The sequence below is a fragment of the Rothia sp. HMSC065C12 genome, from assembly GCF_001812085.1.
Lineage (GTDB): Bacteria > Actinomycetota > Actinomycetes > Actinomycetales > Micrococcaceae > Rothia > Rothia mucilaginosa.
This window is the reverse complement of sequence record NZ_KV807671.1, coordinates 83,117-100,809: the sequence shown is the minus strand read 5'-3', so window position 1 is coordinate 100,809 and position 17,693 is coordinate 83,117. Positions and strand designations below refer to the sequence as shown.

Genomic DNA, 17,693 nt, shown 5'->3' with positions numbered 1-17,693 from the left:
AACACAACGCAATTCGCAACCCTCACGAGGACGTATTCATGGTTACCCTGCCCGCACGCGCACAGCGTGCCTTTACTTGCCGTACCCTGGCGGCTCTTGCCTGCATCGGTGCGCTCGCTTTGAGCTCTTGCTCTGCCCAGCCGCAGGCTGATGAGTCTGAAACCGCCCCGATGAAGGTGGCGACTTCTTCCGCGCCCGTGGACGCTAAGACCCTGTTCACCGCGGCGGATGGCTCCTGGAAACCGAATACCGTGCAGATTGCTGCCGGCTTGGATTCCCCTGCAACCTACGATTCGGTGGCAACCCCCACGAATGAGCCGAGCACTGACGCCGAGTACGAGGCGGCATACGCCACGGCGAGCGGCTCCGTGAGCACTATCGATCCTGGTACTCGCTGTGGCGTGACGAGTCTGCTGGGTGGTTCCGCCGGTATTTACGTGTATGACGGTTCGGATTGCGCGAAGGCTCAGGAGGCGGTGCGCCTCTTCAACAGCCGCAAGAACCAGGACGGTTCGGCGAGCGTTGAGTGGTACCAGTGCGCTACGAAGGTGCAGGGCCGCGACTACATTACGGGTGCCTGCTTCACGCAGGGTGGTAGCGTTGAGAAGCCGCGCCTGGCGCTGATTCCGGCACAGACCCGCATGCTGTCGGGTACGCTGACTTTCGCTGAAGCGTACGGTGGCGGCACTTTCGGTCAGGGTGATTCTGCGAAGACTGTTGAGGCGCTGCGTTTCACCAGCCCGGACTCTAAGGTCGCGTGTTCGGTGACCCCGTCAGGTGTGGACTGCCAGGCGCTGGTGGGCGTGACCCTGGAGGGCTGGGATGCCGCATCCGGTAAGGCACAGCAGCGCGTGCACATGGTGCAGGGCCAGGCGCCCGAGGTGAGCCTGGTCGGTCAGACCGCCACCCCGGAGCCGGTGAATACTGAGGGTATTGTTGCCCTGTCTACCGGTCAGGTGGTGACTGCGTACGGTTACACCTGTAAGTCGGTGAATACCGGTAAGGTGCATTGCGTGAGCGCGACGAATGGTTTCACACTTGATTCGATGGAGGTCGGCCTAGAGCGCCGATAAGCCGAGAGCGCCGCTAGTAGCCGCGCTCGCCTCCAAGGCTGGTATGCCTCCATGGCTGACATACGAAGGTGCCCGGCACCCCTCACTTAGGGGGTGCCGGGCACCTTCGGTATTTAACGTTGCTTAGCGGAAGTTGACGATGCGAACGTCCAGCTCGGAGGAGAGCAGCGGCTCCCATGCGGCGACAGCCTTCTGGAAGTGTTCGGTGCCCATGTGCTTTTCGAGCAGTTCCTGGGATTCCCAACGCTCGATGAATGCGAAGTCGGTGTCGGAGACGGCACCGAAGTCGTAGCTGACGTTGCCTTCGTCCTGGCGGCTTGCGGTCACGAGCGGTTCGATGGTCTTGAGGAATTCTTCGACGTGCTCGGGCTTGACGGATACTCCGGCGTAAACACCAATCATGGGGCTCTCCTTATCGGGTGGTGCGGCGGTTGCCGCGTCGTATATGACTCTTTTACCGTACACCTTTCCCCACGCCTCGGTGAGGTATGCGCGGGGGTTTCTCGCGCTGTGTTCTGTGCTGGGTTTTGTGTTGTGCCGGTGCGTGAGAGGAGTTGCGGTTATTCCATTCGCTAACTGTAAAAAAGGTGTTTTATATTTGCGTGCCCCTTTCTTTTCGACCTATAAAAGAATGAGGACGATATACCGTATGAATGGAAGGAGACGCGGTATGGCACACATGGGGGGTGACACTCATGGGATTTTCACCGGCGCATATCAAACGATGCACCCTGACCTGGGAGGCGCCCGACTATAGCGCCTCGTACCCTGCCGGGTACACGGATCAGGGCGTTGCTGTGATTGCGGTGGCTCAGGAGCATCGTAAGGCGCAGGGTTTTTGTTATTCGGCATTGTCGACGGTGGTTTTTATTTCTAAGCAGGACGGCACCCGCACTGTGGTGAATGAGGAGCCGATGCTTTTCACTCACGTTCATTCCCTGATGGAGTGCTGTGATGAGGTGCATCCGCGTCTGCTGGGTCGTGCCGTGCTTTCTGCGTGGGATGTGGTTCCTGAGCAGTACCGTCAGAACCTGGTGACGATTGCTGCTGACCGTAAGAATTTGAAGCATCTTTTCCGTGATTGCGACCAGTTGAAGGGGATTATGGAGTACCGCGCCTTTGAGAAGGTGCTGGACCCGTACGATAACCATTCTTTGGGTGAAGTGCATGTGAAGCTTGCTGGCACGCCCGCGTATGAGCGGATGCAGGCTGAGGTGTGTGCGGCACGTACCGCCGTGGATGAGATGGTGGAGGAGGCACTGACCCCTCGACCGCTGGATCAGCTGCAGGACTATAGCGTTTTCACGGATTGTTCGTTCCGTTCGACTCACAATAAGAAGTATCAGCGTGGCGGCCGTATGGGTATCGCCGGCGTGAGTGAGGACGGCTTCTATTTTCATGCCCACTATGATGGCGTGAATATTATGACCGGTGAGCTGTCTGCGATGTTGGCGGCTTATACGGTGTTCCATAGCGGTTCGCGCCGCCTGATTATTCATACGGATTCTTTGGGTGCGTTGACGTTTGTGTTGCGTTTGGCGCATAGCCGTTGGGCTTTTGAGGCGTGGGTTTCTGAGGGTATTCAGGATGAGCGCGTGGTGGCTCAGATGCGTGCTTTGACGGAGGCTATCCGCGAGAAGCGTGTGCTGGTGAAGCATGTTCCGGGTCATACGGGCCACGGTTTGCAGGAGAGTAGCGACTCTGTGTCGAAGATGCATCGCCATTTTCCGGGGCAGATTGTGGATAAGCGTCATCAGAGCGAGTTTAATCAGCGTTGCGAGTCGATTATTACTGCTTTGTCGGGTTGTGCGAAGGCTGTTCGTTTGCTTGCGCCGGAGTGGTTGCAGATTAAACCTTCTTCAATCCACACGGGAAACCGTTTATGGCGCTAAACTAGTCCAGGGTAGAAATGAACGCGCGATACATTCGCCGCATACGAGGGTATGCGATGTCGGAGGTGTCGCGTGTTTCTTTTTGCCCTTTTCTGTGCGTGTGCTTGTGTGCGGTGGGTCTGCAGCGATAGATGCACAGTGGCGGGGATAAAATTGTGTGAAGAATTTTTCGATTCTCCCGATTTTTAGCGGGTGCACACTATTTTTTGGGACCCAATTTATGCAGTTTCTCCCTCCTCCTGATTCTCCTCTATATATTCCGCTGGTGGTGCTGTATGCGCTGACGGCGCTTTCGCTGGTGCTCTTTATCTGCCTCTACCTGCGGGAACGCCGTAGTGTGTTTGTCGGCTGGTTGCTGATTGCGACCGTGGGGTTGCTGGGTACGAGCCTGGGCGTAACGGCGATTGTGGCAGAGAACCAGATTTTGCTGGTGTTGGCGTTCCTCATTGTTATCGTTCCGGCGATCCTTTCGATTTTTACGCCTTTGGGTTTGACCGGTCTTTTCCTATATAGCGGTGTGCGTCTTATTGTTCGTGAGGGTTTTTCGCTCACTAATTCTTTGGCATTGGCTGCCGGTATTGCCCTTATTGTGGGTCCGTTCTTTATTCCCGGTCCGGCGGAGAACACTCCGTTGGGCGGCGTGTGGGGCACTATTTATTTCTATTTTTCGCTGGTGCTGACCTATTTCACCATCTACGCGGTGGGCTTTACTGTGTCGGCAGTGTTGAACCTGGTGAATTTCCGTCAGCAGGCTGACTATGTGGTGGTGCTCGGTTCGGGTCTCATTGGTGACCAGGTGACTCCGCTGCTGGCGGGTCGTATCGATCGAGGCATTGAAATTTACCGTAAGAACCCCGGCTCGAAGCTGATTATGTCTGGCGGTCAGGGCTCGGATGAAGAGGTTCCTGAGGGTGTGGCGATGACTCGCTACGCTGTATCCCGTGGTATTCCCGAGGCGGACATTATTGTGGAGGACCGCGCGGTGAACACCCGCGAGAATCTGCTCTTCTCTTACGCCCTGATGCCGGAGGTTGCCGAGGGCAAAACCCCGAAAGTTGCTGTGGCAACAACCAGCTACCACCTGTTCCGTGCGTTGCTGCTGGCGCGTTCGCTGGGCCTGAAATGCTGGGGCGCGGGGGCTCGTACGAAGGTGTATTTTGCGGTGAATGCTTTTATCCGTGAGTTTATTGGGTATTTGAGCATGACGCGCCGCCGCCACATCATCACCTTGAGCCTGTGCACGGTCCTCTACATTGCGGTGGCGCTCTTCGTGTGGTGGATGCATTCTGCCAGTTTGGTGGGCCCGGGCGAACCGATGTAGCCCCTGGTCTGCTCTAATACGTATCCGTGCTCTAGCTTGTGGCCTGGCGCATCCTGCGATAGCGCCTCATACAATAAAACTGCCCACCCGGGGTTATCCGGGTGGGCAGTTTTATTTAGAGGAGCGATGACCACAGTCGGCAGAGGTTCTCCGCCATCTTGATGCGGCGCGGGCGCTCCGCCCACTGGGTGTACAGCAGCTCGGTGCAGACCTGCTCGTATTCGGCGCATACTTCATCCAGCATCGCGACCATGCCGCGGTCAATGACGAACGTTGACACTTCCATGTTCAGTGAGAAGGAACGCGGGTCCATATTGGACGAGCCAATGAACGTAATTTCGTCGTCGACCATCATGAACTTGGAGTGCAACACGGTCGGGCTGGGGTACTGCAGAATACGCACACCCGCCTGCAGCAGCTGCTCGTAGTAGGAACGCTGCGCCATGTTCGGCAGGAACTGGTCGCCCTTCTCGCACACAATCACGGTGGTTTCAATACCGGAGTAGGCGGCGTTCGTGAGTGCCTGCAGTAGGGTCTCTTCGGGCACGAAGTAGGGCGAGCAGATGGTAATACGCCGCTCGGCGTTGTAGATCAGGTAGTTAATGAGGCGCAGGTTGTTTTCGGTTTCAAAACCGGGGCCGGAGGGCACAACCTGGGCGCGCATCCCATCCTTGTAGTAGGGGATATTGGTGTTAATTTCTGCCAGGATCAGCTGGTTCGTTTCGGAGTACCAGTCGGAGACGAAAACGGCGTTGAGCTCTTCAACGATGGGGCCGGTGCAGGAGAAGGTCAGGTCCTTCCACTCCAAGCCCTTCTTAATGTTTTCGGGCATGTCGTAGGAGCGGTGAATAGCGTTCTGCGAACCGGAGAACGCGACGCGTCCGTCCACGACGAGGACCTTGCGGTGGTTACGCAGGTCGGGTCGCTGCCACTTGAGTTTCCACGGTTTGAGCGGCAGCATGAGGCGCCACTGCATACCCGAGTCGTTGAGCATTTTCACGAGTTTCTTATAGGACGGGTATTTGCGGGAGCCGATGTGGTCGAGGAGTACGCGCACCTGTACACCGCGTTCGTGGGCTGCGAAGAGGGCGTCCCAGAGGACTGCGCTCGCCTCGTCGTAGGCGGTGATGTAGAACTCGAAGTGCACGTATTTGGTGGCGCGGTCGACTTCTTCCGCCATGGCGACCATTGCCTCGTGGTTGTCGGTGTGGAGGGTGAATTGGTTGCCGCCGACCAGGGGGAGCGAGCCCAGGGTGTAGTTGAGCTGGCTGGCTGCCTTTGCGGGGTCGGAGAGGTCGTCGGTGCGGGTGAGGAAGGGCTTGTTCTCGCTGACTTCGCGGATCAAGTCGTTCATGGCGTGTTGGCGTGCGCGGCGGTAGGCGGGCAGGCGCGAGGAGCCGAAGACGAGGAATGCGATGAACCCTACGAAGGGGATGAAGAAGATGGCCATGAGCCAGCCCAGGGCAACCACGGGTTTGCGGTTGTAGGGGAGCCAACAGAGGGCTGCGAGTCGGATGAGGATATCGGCGATGCCGAGTGCGAGGCGTAGCCAGTCGGGCAGGAAGTCGAGGTAGGCGGGGGCAAACAAGTTCATCCCTCTATTATGCCGATGTTTTGTGTGGGGCTTGGGGGAGTGGGTTTGCCGCTTCGTATGTGATGTGTCGGTATTGTGTGCGGGTGTTGTGTGCCAGTGGCGGGGCCGGAGTTTAGCCGGCTATGCTGTGAGCCTTAACGCTAAAAATGCACTTGAGCATTGTGTGCAGTGGTGAAATAATTGCAGTTATGCAGAAAAAGGAACAGAGCCTTCGCGAACGCCGCCGCGAACAAACCTGGACGGCAATCCACGAAGCAGCCCTCAAACGCGTCCGCGACCATGGGATGCGCGGAACCACCGTTGAAGAAATCGCCCAGGAGGCGGGCGTCTCCCCGCGTACCTTCTTCAACTACTTCCCCTCCAAAGAGGACGCCGTTCTGGGTCTGCGTGAACCGGTGGTCAGCGAGGAAATCCTCGAAACAGACCGCGCCCACGAGGATGACAACACCATCATTCGTGTAACCCACCTTCTCTGGGAGGTCATTTTCCAGAGCTTCCACTACGCCAATGGCAAGGACCCCCGAGCTCCCTTTCAGGAGTTCCCCGAGTCCGCGAAACGAATGAAAATGCACTACATGAAGTGCGAACAGGTGCTCACCGATTACCTGAACACTATTGACTGGGTGGCTTTTGACGCGGCCGGTCGCCGCGGCCCCTTCCCGCGCCGAACCCCCGCTGACCCGCTGACCGATCACTTCCGGGAGCGATCACGCGCAAAGGTCCAGCTTGCCTCCGCGGTGCTTCGTCAGCTGGAGTTCGCCCGCGACCTGGAAGATAAAGAGGATATTGCCCGCCATATCCGCCAGACGGTGAAGACCTTCCAGTTCCTGCTTTTTGAGCAGAACCGACCGGCAATCTAGCGGCGGTTCACTGCTACAAACTACAAAAGCCCGCCGGAAACCGAATCCGAGGCCCCGAATCGAGGCAACCGAATCCAGAGCCCGGCGGACACTCACAACAGATATATATAGAACGTAACTAAGGATTATCGATGAGTACAGAGGAAAAGAAGCTACCTCAGCCGCCAGCCGGCGAGGCTAAGCAGGAAAGTAAAAACCGCATCCGCGCCATGTTCCTGGGCCTGGTCATTGTGATGCTCATGTCCTCGCTGAACCAAACGATTCTGGCGCCGTCGCTGCCCACGATTGTGGGTGAGCTTCACGGCGTGGAGCACATGAGCTGGGTGATTACTATTTTCATCCTGCTTTCGACGATTACGATGCCGGTCTACGGCAAGCTTTCTGACCAGTTCGGACGCAAGCCCTTCCTGATTTTTGCGATTGTCGCTTTCATGGCGGGTTCGATTGTTGGTGCGCTCGCTCAGGACATGAACTGGCTGATTTTTGCTCGTGCCCTGCAGGGTCTGGGCGGCGGCGGTCTGATGATTCTTTCTCAGGCTGTGATTGCTGATGTGATTCCTCCCCGCGACCGTGGCCGCTACATGGGTATTATCGGTGGCGTTTTTGCGTTCTCGTCGGTGGCTGGTCCGCTGATTGGTGGCTGGATTACTGAGGGGCCGGGTTGGCGTTGGGCGTTCTGGCTGAACCTGCCGCTGGCTATTCTGTCGATTCTTGCGGTGATTTTCTTGCTGCCGCACCGCCCGTTCCGTGAGCGTGAGAAGCACAGCATCGACTACCTTGGCTCGCTGATTCTGATGGCGGGTACGAGTGCGCTGGTGCTTGCCACGATTTGGGGCGGTAACCAGTACGAGTGGGCTTCGCCGCAGATTATTGGTCTGCTGATTTTCTCGGTGGTTGCTGCGCTGGTGTTCATCCCGGTGGAGAACCGTGCGGCTGAGCCGGTCATGCCCATGTACCTGTTCAAGAACCGTAACTTCTTGCTGACTCTGGGCGCTTCGCTGGCGCTGGGTGTGGCAATGTTTGGTGCGGTGGAGTATATCCCGACTTATCTGCAGATGGCGCTGGGTGTGAGCGCTACGGTGGCCGGTCTGCTGATGATTCCGATGATGGGTGTCATGCTGGTGGTGTCGATTGTGACGGGCCGCGTGGTGTCGAAGAGCGGTCGCTACAAGCGTTACGTGACGAGCGGTACCGCGATTGTGGCGCTGGGCCTGTTCCTGCTGTCGACCGTGACTATTGAGACTCCGACCTGGCTGTTCTGTGTGTACCTCGCGGTGATGGGTGCCGGTCTGGGTATGTCCATGCAGTTCTTGACTCTGATTGTTCAGAATGCGTTCCCGGTGAGTGTGGTTGGTACCGCGACGGCGTCGAATAACTTCTTCCGTCAGGTGGGTGCTACTGTGGGTGCCTCGCTGGTGGGTGGTCTGTTTACCTCGCGTCTGACCTCGCTGATTTCTGAGCGTATGCCGCAGCAGGCGCTGCAGTCTTCGGGTAGCCATGCGTCTTCGTCTCTGACTCCTGAGCTGGTGGCGTCTTTGCCGGAGCCGGTGCACGGCATCATTGTGAATGCCTATAACGATGCGTTGATTCCGCTGTTCCTGTACCTGGTGCCGCTGGGTCTGGTGTCTACGCTGCTTCTGTTCTTCATTCGTGAGGATGCGTTGGCGACGACCCTGGAGACTGAGCCGGCTGTTGATATTGCTCGTGCGGCGACCGGTGCGATTCCGGTGATTACTCCGGAGATGGCTGCTAAGGATGCGCAGGCTTTGAAGAGCATGCACGGCTCTGCTCGTGCTCGTATTGCCGAGTCGTTGAGCTCGGAGGCTTCGCCGGATTCGCCGGATTCGGAGCCTAACGCTAAGAGCTAGGGTCTTAGCACTAGATGCGGAGGCGTTGCCTTCCTATATAAGTGGCGCCCCGGTGCGAGTCGTGTGCTCATGCCGGGGCGCTGTTTTTGGCTGAGTTGCCTTAAATAGCGCGCTTAAGAGGTGTGCCTTAGTGCTTGGTTTAGGGGTTGGAAGTGTTGGTTTAGTCCCCTAAACGGTGGGTTTACGTGGTGTTTTACCCTGTTAAAGCGCTTATCGAAAAGGTTATTACGTCCCTATGTCGAGAGAATTGTTTCGGATGTAAAATTTTCGTAAAAATTGTTAATCCGCCCCTTTTCCCCGGTATTCCGGGGCATTTTTTTACCCAGCTCCCTTTTAGCTTGCATACAGGCTGTTCTAAGGGGTGAAAGTGCCCAATGTGGGTTTGGTGGAAGTGTTACAGGCTATATAAGATAAAGTAAATATGCTCCTAGTGACAGTCATCACGAAGCAGTGCACTGGGACAGCATGACACACATGCCTTAACACCGACATCTACACAAGGAGGGGAACCGTCCCATGTTTAGGTACATCCTCCAGCGATCGCTGACGTACCTCGTCATGGTCTTTATTACGACCACGATGGGTTACTTTGCTGCGGTTACTGCTCTGAAGCCTGCCCTCTTGGAGCAGGAAAAGGTTCCGAAGCCTAGCCCCGAGCAGGTGAACCGTAACTTCGCGTCCCTGGGTCTCGATCCCGAAATGAACCCCTGGGACCGCTACGTTCAGTGGCTGACCAATGTGGTCACCAAGTTCGATTGGGGCCGTAGCCCCAACGGCGCGTACATTAACCAGGAATTTGGCCAGCGCGTGTGGGTTTCTACCCGCCTGCTGCTGGTGGCTACCATTCTCTCGATTGTGATTGGTATTGCCCTGGGTGTGTACTCGGCAGCTCGCCAGTACAAGTTCTCTGACCGTGTTATCACCGGTTACTCCTACCTGGTCTACATCATCCCCGCTCCCGTTGCTTACTTCGTGGTGCAGCAGGGCGCGACCACTATCAACAACATCGCCGTTGCTAATGGTGGAGAGAAGATCTTCTTCGTGACCGGTATTTCGACTCCGGGTCTGACCGGATTCTGGGAAATCACCATCGATATGGCGGCGCACTACATCGTGCCGACTTTCTGTATGACCATCTTCGGTTGGGCTGGTTACCAGATTGCACAGCGTCAGTACCTGCTCGATAACGTGAACGCTGACTTCGTGCGTACCGCTCGTGCTAAGGGCCTGACCCGCAACCAGGCGATTACTCGCCACGCACTGCGCGTCTCCTTCATCCCCGTGGCACAGTCCATCGCGTACCAGATTCCGCTGATTTTTGCGGGTGCATTCTTCGCCGAGACCGTCTTTGCATGGCCCGGTATCGGTAAGTGGTCGATTGACTCCATTTCCTCGCAGGACGTGAACGCTGCGACCGTGACCCTCGCGTACGGTTCTGCACTGTTCGCTGTCGGTGCGATCATCGCTGATATCGCTACCACCATCGTCGACCCCCGAGTGAGGATCTCATGAGCCAGGTAACTGCAACTTCCTCCGTACCGGTGGTACAGGAGAACGGTGACTTCAAGGTCATCAACAAGAGCGTTATTATTCTGCGCCGCTTCCTGCGTAACAAGGCTGCTGTCTTCGGCCTGTCCGTGTTCATCGGCATGGGTCTGTTCGGCCTGTTCGGTAAGTACCTGACCAAGTACAAGCCCAACGACATTGACTACATGGCGCTGGGTGAAGGCCCCTCGGCTGACCACTGGTTCGGTACCACCATCGCGGGTAACGACGTGTTCGCCATGATGGTTGAGGCCGTCTGGACCTCTCTCGAAATTGGTGTGATCGTTGGTTTCGTCACCGTGTTCATCTCCGCAGTCTACGGCTGTGTGATGGCGTACTTCGGCGGCTGGATTGACAAGATCATGCTGTTCATCCTCGAGACCCTGATTATGGTGCCCTCGCTGCTGATTCTGGCTATTCTGATCAACGGTCAGGTTGGTAAGCAGATTCAGAAGAGCGTCCCCACCTGGATTCTGCTCTCCGCTGTGCTGATTACCTTCGGCTGGATGGGTAGCGCCCGTGTTATTCGTGCAATGGCACAGTCCCTCATCAACCGCGACTTCGTGAAGGCTGCACGCTACATGGGTGTGCACCCCTTCAAGATTGTGATGCGCCACCTGGTTCCGAACATCGGCTCCCTGCTGGTTCTGAACTTCACCAGCGGCATCATGAGCGCTGTGCTCTCTGAGGTTGCCTACTCCTTCATCGGCATCGGTATTAAGTACCCCAACTACTCGCTGGGTTCGCTGATTTCGGATGCTTCGCAGCAGATTAACACCCTGCCGCACATGTTCTGGTTCCCGGTTCTGTTCTTCTTCCTGCTGGTTGGTCCGCTGGCCCTCATGAACGACGGTCTGCGTGACGCATTCGACCCGACCTCCATGTCTGTCGGTAAGATCAAGAAGTCCAAGAAGAACGAGAAGGCAGAGGCACCTGCTGCCGCTGCAAAGGAGGCGAAGAACTAATGAGTACCTCTCCCGTTCTGAGCGTTAAGGACCTCAACGTCCGCTTCAACACTGAGAATGGCATCGTGCATGCTGTTCGTGGTGTGAACTTTGACCTGTACCCCGGTAAGACCCTGGGTATCGTGGGTGAGTCCGGTTCCGGTAAGTCCGTTGCCTCCATGGCAATCATGGGCCTGCACCCGACTACCGCTGACATCACCGGTTCGGTCAAGTACAACGGCACCGAGCTGCTGGGCTTGAGCGATAAGGAAATGTGCGCATACCGCGGCAAGGAGATCTCTATGATCTTCCAGGATCCGCTGTCCTCGCTGACCCCCGTGTACACCATTGGTGATCAGATTGCTGAGGTGCTCAAGGTCCACAACAAGGGCATGAGCAAGCAGGCTATCAAGGACCGTTCCATCGAACTGATGCGTATGGTGGGTATTCCCTCGCCGGCTGACCGCCTGCGTTCCTTCCCGCACGAGTTCTCCGGTGGTATGCGTCAGCGCATCATGATCGCTATGGCGATTGCGAATGACCCTCGCGTGCTCATCGCCGATGAGCCCACCACCGCACTGGATGTGACCATCCAGGCGCAGGTGCTGGAGGTTATGCAGAAGGCTCAGGATGAGACCGGCGCAGCGACCATCATGATTACCCACGACCTGGGTGTTGTGGCTGGTATGGCTGACGACATTCTGGTGATGTACGCCGGTAAGCCGGTGGAGATTGCGAAGGCAGAGGACCTGTACAAGCATCCCTCCCACCCGTACACCATCGGTCTGCTGGGTGCGGTCCCGCGTGTGGACCGTTCCGAGAAGGTCTCCCTGGTTCCGATTGAGGGTACCCCTCCGAACCTGATTAACCCGGTGACCGCGTGCTCCTTCCGCCCGCGTTGCCCCATTGCTAAGAGCGGTGGCCAGTGCTGCCAGGACTCCAACGGCGAGCCCGATCTGCAGCTGCTGGAAGGCGTTGGCGAGGGCCACTACTCCTCCTGCACCATCTCTCAGGAGCTGGTCGGTAAGACCGCTGACGAGCTGTACCCGGTTCCGGAGCCCCCGGTATCGAAGTACGACGGTATTCCGCGTGAGGAGCGTGCCCCCGTCCTGGAGGTCCGCAACGTCAAGAAGCACTTCCCGCTCATGAAGGGTGCGCTGATTAAGCGCCGCGTGGGCACTGTGAAGGCTGTGAACGGCCTGTCCTTCGATATTCGTGAGGGCGAGTGCTTCTCCATCGTGGGTGAGTCCGGTTGTGGTAAGACCACCACCCTGCTGGAAATCATGGAGTTCAATAAGAACACCGACGGTGAGATTCTGATCAACGGAACCTCCACCAAGGACGGCAAGTCCGCAGGTGAGATTCTTGAGCTGCGTAAGAACCAGCAAATGGTGTTCCAGGACCCCACCGGTGCTCTGGATCCGCGCTTCACCGTTTACGAGGTGCTTGCTGAGCCGCTGGAAAACCAGGGCATGAACAAGGCAGACATCAAGAAGCGCGTCATCGAGCTGATGCACATTGTGGGTCTGCAGCCTGACCACGTGAACCGCTTCCCGAACCAGTTCTCTGGTGGTCAGCGTCAGCGTATCGGTATTGCTCGTGCGCTTGCTGTGAACCCCAAGCTTGTGGTTCTGGATGAGCCGGTGTCCGCACTGGACGTGTCCGTCCAGGCTGGTGTGATTAACCTGCTGGAGGAGCTGCGTGCAAACCTGGGCCTGAGCTACCTGATGGTTGCTCACGACCTCGCGGTGATTCGCCACGCATCCGACCGCGTTGCAGTGATGTACCTGGGTCGTATTGTTGAGATTGGTGACGTCGACCAGGTGTTCGACAACCCGATCCACCCGTACACCCGTGCACTGCTCTCGGCAATTCCGGTCCCGGATCCCGAGGTTGAGGCAAAGCGCCACCGCATTATGCTTGAGGGCGACCTGCCCACTCCGGTGAACGCGCCTAAGGGTTGTGGCTTCTCGAGCCGTTGCCCGGTCTTCAAGCTGCTGCCTGAGGACAAGAAGCGTCGTTGCCTGGAGGAGATGCCGGAGCTGACCCACGTTGAGGGTGAGGATCACGGTTATGCTTGCTACTACCCTGAGGCTGAGGCCGCTACGGTGTAGCTCTAGAGTCGGCTGAATAAGTCGCATGTGTGCCGAGGGGCGAATATTCGTTGAATATTCGCCCCTCGGGTTTTTTAATGCCCGGTACTGGTGAGGCGCGTGCAGCTTGAGATTGTCACCTGGTGAGACGGCGGGAGCCTCAGAATGTGGCGCTTGGCACTGAAACCAGCAAGAAAACAGGAAAAACTGCACTGACTAGGCGTAACCTTTCTCACCATTCAAGATATGAATATTTATAGGCGAGCTTCTATACCGCGGGTAAGCCATAATTAAGCCTGTGGGTGCGCCGCTAGGGGCGTACCTCAAGGAACACATTCATAGACCGGCACTAATTCACCGCTCACCGCAGCCTATTGCGGCGCATGAGCAGGGAACCCTTGACGCTTTCCTGCAGGATTATTGAGGGTCAAACGTATAAGAGGACACTCTCATGGAGAAGAATTTCATCCTGAACCGTCGTACCGTTCTCGGTGGCGCTGCAGCACTGGGTACCGTGGGCGTACTGGCTGCGTGCGGCTCGTCCAAGGACTCCAAGGCAACCACCAAGGGTGCAACCGTGGGCACCGATGCCAAGGAGCTTTATGACCTTGGTGAGGCTGCTGTATCTGAGCTGAAGGATGGCGGCACTCTGCGCCTGGCTGTTCCGGGTATTGGTCCGGACTTCAACCTTTTCAGCGCGGACGGCAACTCCCTGTACACCCAGACCGCTATGAGCCCCGTGGCTTACGCAGGCCTGTGGCAGGGTGACCCCCTGGGTAAGCGCACTCTGGCTCCCGAGTTTGCGAAGAGCTTCGATGTCGCCGAAGAAAACGGTCTGCCCGTCGTCTCCATTGAGCTGAACCCCCAGGCTAAGTTCAACGACGGTACCCCCATCGACTACAAGGCTCTGCAGGCTACCTGGAACATCCTCAAGAGCACCGATGGTGACTACAAGATCGGAAGCAGCGGCATCTACAGCAGCATTGCTTCCGTGGAGCGCGACGGTGATGACTTCAAGGTGAAGGTAACTTTCTCCGCACCTTACTACCCGCTGAATACCCTCTTTGCTGGCATTGTGCACCCGGCTCTGCTGGACAAGGAACTCTTCAACACTGGTTTCGTTGACAAGCCGCACCCCGAGTACTGGGTTGGCCCCTTCACCATTGCTGAAGGTGGTTGGAACTCGACCGAGAAGACCCTGACCCTGACCCGCAACGACAAGTGGTGGGGCGAGAAGCCCGTTCTGGAGCGCATTGTCTTCCGTCAGATGGATCCCGCTGCTGAGCGCGCGGCATTCAAGAACGATGAGCTTGATGCGATTGGTGCTACCACCGCTTCCGCATACAAGGAGCTCAAGGACGTTGCTAACATCGAGATCCGCCGAGGCTCTCGCCTGTTCTCCGGTGGCGTGACCATGAACCCCGCCCGCATGCAGGATGTTGCTCTGCGCCGCGCTGTGGTTACTGGTCTGAACCGTGAGGCTCTCGCCAAGGTTCGTTTCCAGGGCCTGGATTACGAAGAGAAGCTTCCCAACTCGATGATTCACATGCCCTTCAACGAGTACTACCAGGACACCTACCCGACCCCGAACAACGATGCAGCTGCAGCATCCAAGATTCTGGAAGATGCAGGCTACACCAAGAACGGTGAGTTCTACGAGAAGGACGGCAAGCAGGCTGCCTTCAAGTTCTCCATCTTCGGTGAGGATCCCACCTCCAAGGCTGTCGGTCAGACCCTGGTTCAGCAGCTGAAGTCCGTAGGTATTAATGCTGAGCTCGACTCCCGTGCTGTTAGCGAGTTTAACAAGACCATGGCCTCCAAGGATTACGACGCAACCTCCTCCGGTTTCGCTCCGAGCTCCCCGGATGCTACCGAGGCTACCGAGCAGTTCTACATGCGCCGTAAGCCTGAGGAAGCTGGTTCCGATGAGATCAATGAGATGATTGCAAAGATGAAGCTCATTGCAGACGACAAGGAACGCAACCAGGCTTGCAATGAGATCGAGAAGAAGCACCTGGCTGAGTTCGCAGTGCTGATTCCGCTCATCAACGGCCCCGAGTACAAGTTCGTGAAGAAGGGTCTGCGCAACTACGGCGTGTCCCTCTTCCAGGGCACCGGCATTCACTGGGAGAAGGTTGGTTGGGCTAAGTAAGTCCTCAACTCTTCACTTACTAGGTGAATAGCCTGGAGCTATTGAAAGTGTCCACCCGGATCATCCGGGTGGACACTTTTTGCATTTCTGGAGGGGGTGCTTTGGGTGCTTTTATGTACCGATGCAGGGGAGCGGTGGTATAGCTATCCGATAAAATTCAAAAAATTCGCGCAAAAACAGGGTATTCATAGTATGAATATTCAAAAAACACGATAAATATTAAGAAATATTGTAAAAATGCTTGGTTTTCGATCCTGAGGCGCGCTACAGTGGAATCATACAAAGTTATGCAGTGCTCTGCATAAATAATCAATACTTCGGGAATACGGGATACACTCGCCCACACAAGACAGAAGGAAACCACTCCCATGACCGCCAACACCGCATACACCGCGAGTAGCCACGAAGCGACCAAGAACAGCTTCAGCCGCCGCGCGCTCGTTGGCGGCACCGCGGCTCTGGGAGCTGTAGGTCTGCTCAGCGCCTGCGGCAACGGCAGCGCAAGCTCCGAAAAGACCAAGGCCGCCGGCGCCGGTGCCAATATCGAAGACCTCTACAACATCAACGCTCAGGACGTGAACAGCCTGAAGAAGGGCGGCACCCTGCGCCTGCCCGCCGGATCCATCGGCCCGAACTTTAACTTCTACACCCAGAGCGGTAACACCAGCGATAACGTCAACGTTATGAGCACCATCAGCCAGGCTGGCATGTGGAACCTCGACTTTGATGGCACCTACAAGCTGAACACCGACTTCGCTGTCTCCTTCGAGCACAGCAAGAAGGGCGACAAGATTCAGGTTGCCGTCAAGCTCAACCCCAAGGCTGTCTTCAACGATGGCACCCCCATCACCTACAAGGCGCTCCAGTCCACCTGGAACATCTTCAAGAGCCTGGATAACGGCTACAACATTGTCACCAGCGGCATCTACGAATTCGTCGAATCCGTAGAAAAGGGCGAAGACGACTACAGCGCAACCGTCACCTTCTCCAAGCCCTTCTACCCGCTGCAGAGCCTCTTCTCTGAGATTCTGCACCCCGCATTGGAAGACGTCGAGCTCTTCAACAACGGCTTCGTGGATGCGCCCCACCCCGAGTACTGGGCTGGCCCCTTCACCCTGGCAGATAAGGGCTGGGACTCCACCGCGAAGACCTTCAGCGTTGTACCCAACGACAAGTGGTGGGGCACCAAGCCCCTGCTGGACAAGATCGTCTTTACCCAGATGGAGTCCAGCGCTGCACGTGCCGCGTTCAAGAATGACGAAATTGACGCTATCGGTGCAAGCACCTCATCCACCTATGCCGAGGTGAAGAACATTGCGGGTACCGAACTTCGTAAGGGCACCCGCCTCTACGCTGGCGGCCTGGATATCAATCCCCGCCGCGTCAAGGATGCTGCCCTGCGTAAGGCAATCTTCGTCGGCACCAACCGTGAAGCACTCGCAAAGATTCAGTTCCAGGGTCTGCCCTACGAAGAAGCTATCCCCGGTTCGATGATTCACATGCCCTTCTCGCCCTACTACCAGGATTCTTATCCGACCCCGAATAACAACGTTTCGGAGGCGCAGAAGATTCTGGAGGCCGCCGGCTACACCAAGAACGGCGACTACTACGAGAAGGACGGCACGAAGGCTGGCTGTGCAGTGGTGGTCTTCGGTGATGACCCGACCAACAAGGGTAAGGCTCAGACCTTCACCCAGCAGATGAAGGATGTCGGCATTGAGATCCGGATCGATCAGCACGCTGATAGTGAGTTCGCCACCATCCTGGGTAACTGGGACTACGATATTTCCTTCAGTGGCTACTCGGTCTCTGCTGACGCGACCGAGAGTACCAAGCAGTTCTACTACTCCGAGAACAACGAAGGTATCGGCAGCAAGGAAATCGACGCCCTCATCGACGCCATGACCCTCATTGAGGATGACAAGGAACGTAACCTCGCCTGCAACGAGATTGAGAAGAAGCACATGGCTGAGTTTGCCTTCCTGGGTACCATTACGAACGGTCCTGACTTTGTGATGGTCAAGAAGAATCTGGCTAACTACGGTCCGCGCCTGTACAAGTCGATGGACTGGGCTGCTGTGGGCTGGATGAACTCCTAAACGGTTCTGCCCTATGAGCGGGTCGAATGTGTATGTGCACATTCGGCCCGCTTTGCTGTGCCCGTTAGCTATTTGGGAGGCGGTAAGTGGGGGAGGGGTGTTGCGTGAAGGGTGGTGGGGTTATGTCGATGTGGATTTAGACCCGTTGCATTAGGGCTGGGCGTAATAATTTAGAAATATTTATCGTGTTGCGCACCTGTAGTGATGCGTGTGGTGTACACTACTAAAAATATTAAATGTGGCTTAGAACAT

At 56.6% G+C, this 17,693-nt stretch carries 12 protein-coding genes; 10 read left to right on the top strand and 2 right to left on the bottom strand.

What is annotated here, in order from left to right:
- The first annotated feature begins 38 nt into the window (after positions 1–38).
- Positions 39–1,073, top strand: coding sequence for a 2-oxoglutarate dehydrogenase (locus HMPREF2836_RS01770; protein WP_070629233.1), 1,035 nt, complete (start codon positions 39–41; stop codon positions 1,071–1,073).
- Positions 1,074–1,196: 123 nt separating this feature from the next.
- On the opposite strand, the gene HMPREF2836_RS01765 is transcribed toward HMPREF2836_RS01770, so the two are convergent.
- Positions 1,197–1,475: a putative quinol monooxygenase gene (locus HMPREF2836_RS01765; RefSeq protein ID WP_044150828.1), complete on the bottom strand. Its 279-nt coding sequence runs from the start codon at positions 1,473–1,475 to the stop codon at positions 1,197–1,199.
- Positions 1,476–1,768: 293 nt separating this feature from the next.
- On the opposite strand from HMPREF2836_RS01765, the gene HMPREF2836_RS01760 reads away from it, so the two are divergent.
- Together HMPREF2836_RS01760 and HMPREF2836_RS01755 are read left to right on the top strand one after the other, a co-directional pair.
- Positions 1,769–2,965, top strand: coding sequence for an RNase H family protein (locus HMPREF2836_RS01760; RefSeq protein ID WP_005509232.1), 1,197 nt, complete (start codon positions 1,769–1,771; stop codon positions 2,963–2,965).
- 220 nt (positions 2,966–3,185) lie between these two features.
- A complete protein-coding gene (locus HMPREF2836_RS01755; RefSeq protein WP_246822799.1) occupies positions 3,186–4,286 on the top strand; it encodes a YdcF family protein in 1,101 nt (366 codons plus the stop codon).
- A 115-nt stretch (positions 4,287–4,401) separates the two neighbouring features.
- Here HMPREF2836_RS01755 and cls read toward each other — a convergent pair whose 3' ends face one another.
- The gene (gene cls, locus HMPREF2836_RS01750) at positions 4,402–5,880 is read right to left on the bottom strand and encodes a cardiolipin synthase (protein ID WP_049354455.1); all 1,479 of its coding nucleotides are present in this window, start codon (positions 5,878–5,880) and stop codon (positions 4,402–4,404) included.
- Positions 5,881–6,068: 188 nt separating this feature from the next.
- On the opposite strand from cls, the gene HMPREF2836_RS01745 reads away from it, so the two are divergent.
- The 7 genes from HMPREF2836_RS01745 (at position 6,069) to HMPREF2836_RS01715 (ending at position 17,441) form a co-directional block, all read left to right on the top strand.
- Positions 6,069–6,740, top strand: a complete 672-nt coding sequence (locus tag HMPREF2836_RS01745) for a TetR/AcrR family transcriptional regulator (protein ID WP_239662189.1) — start codon at positions 6,069–6,071, stop codon at positions 6,738–6,740.
- A 131-nt stretch (positions 6,741–6,871) separates the two neighbouring features.
- Positions 6,872–8,608 (top strand): MDR family MFS transporter, encoded by a 1,737-nt coding sequence (locus HMPREF2836_RS01740; protein ID WP_070615535.1) that lies wholly within the window; start codon positions 6,872–6,874, stop codon positions 8,606–8,608.
- A gap of 516 nt (positions 8,609–9,124) precedes the next feature.
- Entirely contained in the window at positions 9,125–10,120 is a 996-nt protein-coding gene (locus HMPREF2836_RS01735; protein ID WP_070629231.1) for an ABC transporter permease, read from the top strand.
- Positions 10,117–11,118 carry an ABC transporter permease gene (locus HMPREF2836_RS01730; protein WP_005509239.1) on the top strand — a complete coding sequence of 334 codons (1,002 nt, stop codon included), beginning with the start codon at positions 10,117–10,119 and terminating at the stop codon, positions 11,116–11,118. Before HMPREF2836_RS01735 ends, HMPREF2836_RS01730 begins: the two co-directional genes overlap by 4 nt.
- Positions 11,118–13,211 carry an ABC transporter ATP-binding protein gene (locus tag HMPREF2836_RS01725; protein ID WP_070629229.1) on the top strand — a complete coding sequence of 698 codons (2,094 nt, stop codon included), beginning with the start codon at positions 11,118–11,120 and terminating at the stop codon, positions 13,209–13,211. The genes HMPREF2836_RS01730 and HMPREF2836_RS01725 overlap by 1 nt, the downstream gene beginning before the upstream one ends.
- A gap of 430 nt (positions 13,212–13,641) precedes the next feature.
- Positions 13,642–15,342: an ABC transporter family substrate-binding protein gene (locus tag HMPREF2836_RS01720; RefSeq protein WP_070629227.1), complete on the top strand. Its 1,701-nt coding sequence runs from the start codon at positions 13,642–13,644 to the stop codon at positions 15,340–15,342.
- A 368-nt stretch (positions 15,343–15,710) separates the two neighbouring features.
- Positions 15,711–17,441 carry an ABC transporter family substrate-binding protein gene (locus HMPREF2836_RS01715; RefSeq protein ID WP_070629224.1) on the top strand — a complete coding sequence of 577 codons (1,731 nt, stop codon included), beginning with the start codon at positions 15,711–15,713 and terminating at the stop codon, positions 17,439–17,441.
- The last annotated feature ends 252 nt before the right edge of the window (positions 17,442–17,693 follow it).

What these genes read in the sequence shown, in the direction of transcription:
- HMPREF2836_RS01720 (WP_070629227.1), top strand. Translation starts at nt 13,642, where the DNA reads ATGGAGAAGAATTTCATCCTGAACCGTCGTACCGTTCTCGGTGGCGCT.
- HMPREF2836_RS01765 (WP_044150828.1), bottom strand. Translation starts at nt 1,475, where the DNA reads ATGATTGGTGTTTACGCCGGAGTATCCGTCAAGCCCGAGCACGTCGAA.
- HMPREF2836_RS01740 (WP_070615535.1), top strand. Translation starts at nt 6,872, where the DNA reads ATGAGTACAGAGGAAAAGAAGCTACCTCAGCCGCCAGCCGGCGAGGCT.
- HMPREF2836_RS01715 (WP_070629224.1), top strand. Translation starts at nt 15,711, where the DNA reads ATGACCGCCAACACCGCATACACCGCGAGTAGCCACGAAGCGACCAAG.
- HMPREF2836_RS01770 (WP_070629233.1), top strand. Translation starts at nt 39, where the DNA reads ATGGTTACCCTGCCCGCACGCGCACAGCGTGCCTTTACTTGCCGTACC.
- HMPREF2836_RS01725 (WP_070629229.1), top strand. Translation starts at nt 11,118, where the DNA reads ATGAGTACCTCTCCCGTTCTGAGCGTTAAGGACCTCAACGTCCGCTTC.
- HMPREF2836_RS01735 (WP_070629231.1), top strand. Translation starts at nt 9,125, where the DNA reads ATGTTTAGGTACATCCTCCAGCGATCGCTGACGTACCTCGTCATGGTC.
- cls (WP_049354455.1), bottom strand. Translation starts at nt 5,880, where the DNA reads ATGAACTTGTTTGCCCCCGCCTACCTCGACTTCCTGCCCGACTGGCTA.
- HMPREF2836_RS01730 (WP_005509239.1), top strand. Translation starts at nt 10,117, where the DNA reads ATGAGCCAGGTAACTGCAACTTCCTCCGTACCGGTGGTACAGGAGAAC.
- HMPREF2836_RS01760 (WP_005509232.1), top strand. Translation starts at nt 1,769, where the DNA reads ATGGGATTTTCACCGGCGCATATCAAACGATGCACCCTGACCTGGGAG.
- HMPREF2836_RS01745 (WP_239662189.1), top strand. Translation starts at nt 6,069, where the DNA reads ATGCAGAAAAAGGAACAGAGCCTTCGCGAACGCCGCCGCGAACAAACC.
- HMPREF2836_RS01755 (WP_246822799.1), top strand. Translation starts at nt 3,186, where the DNA reads ATGCAGTTTCTCCCTCCTCCTGATTCTCCTCTATATATTCCGCTGGTG.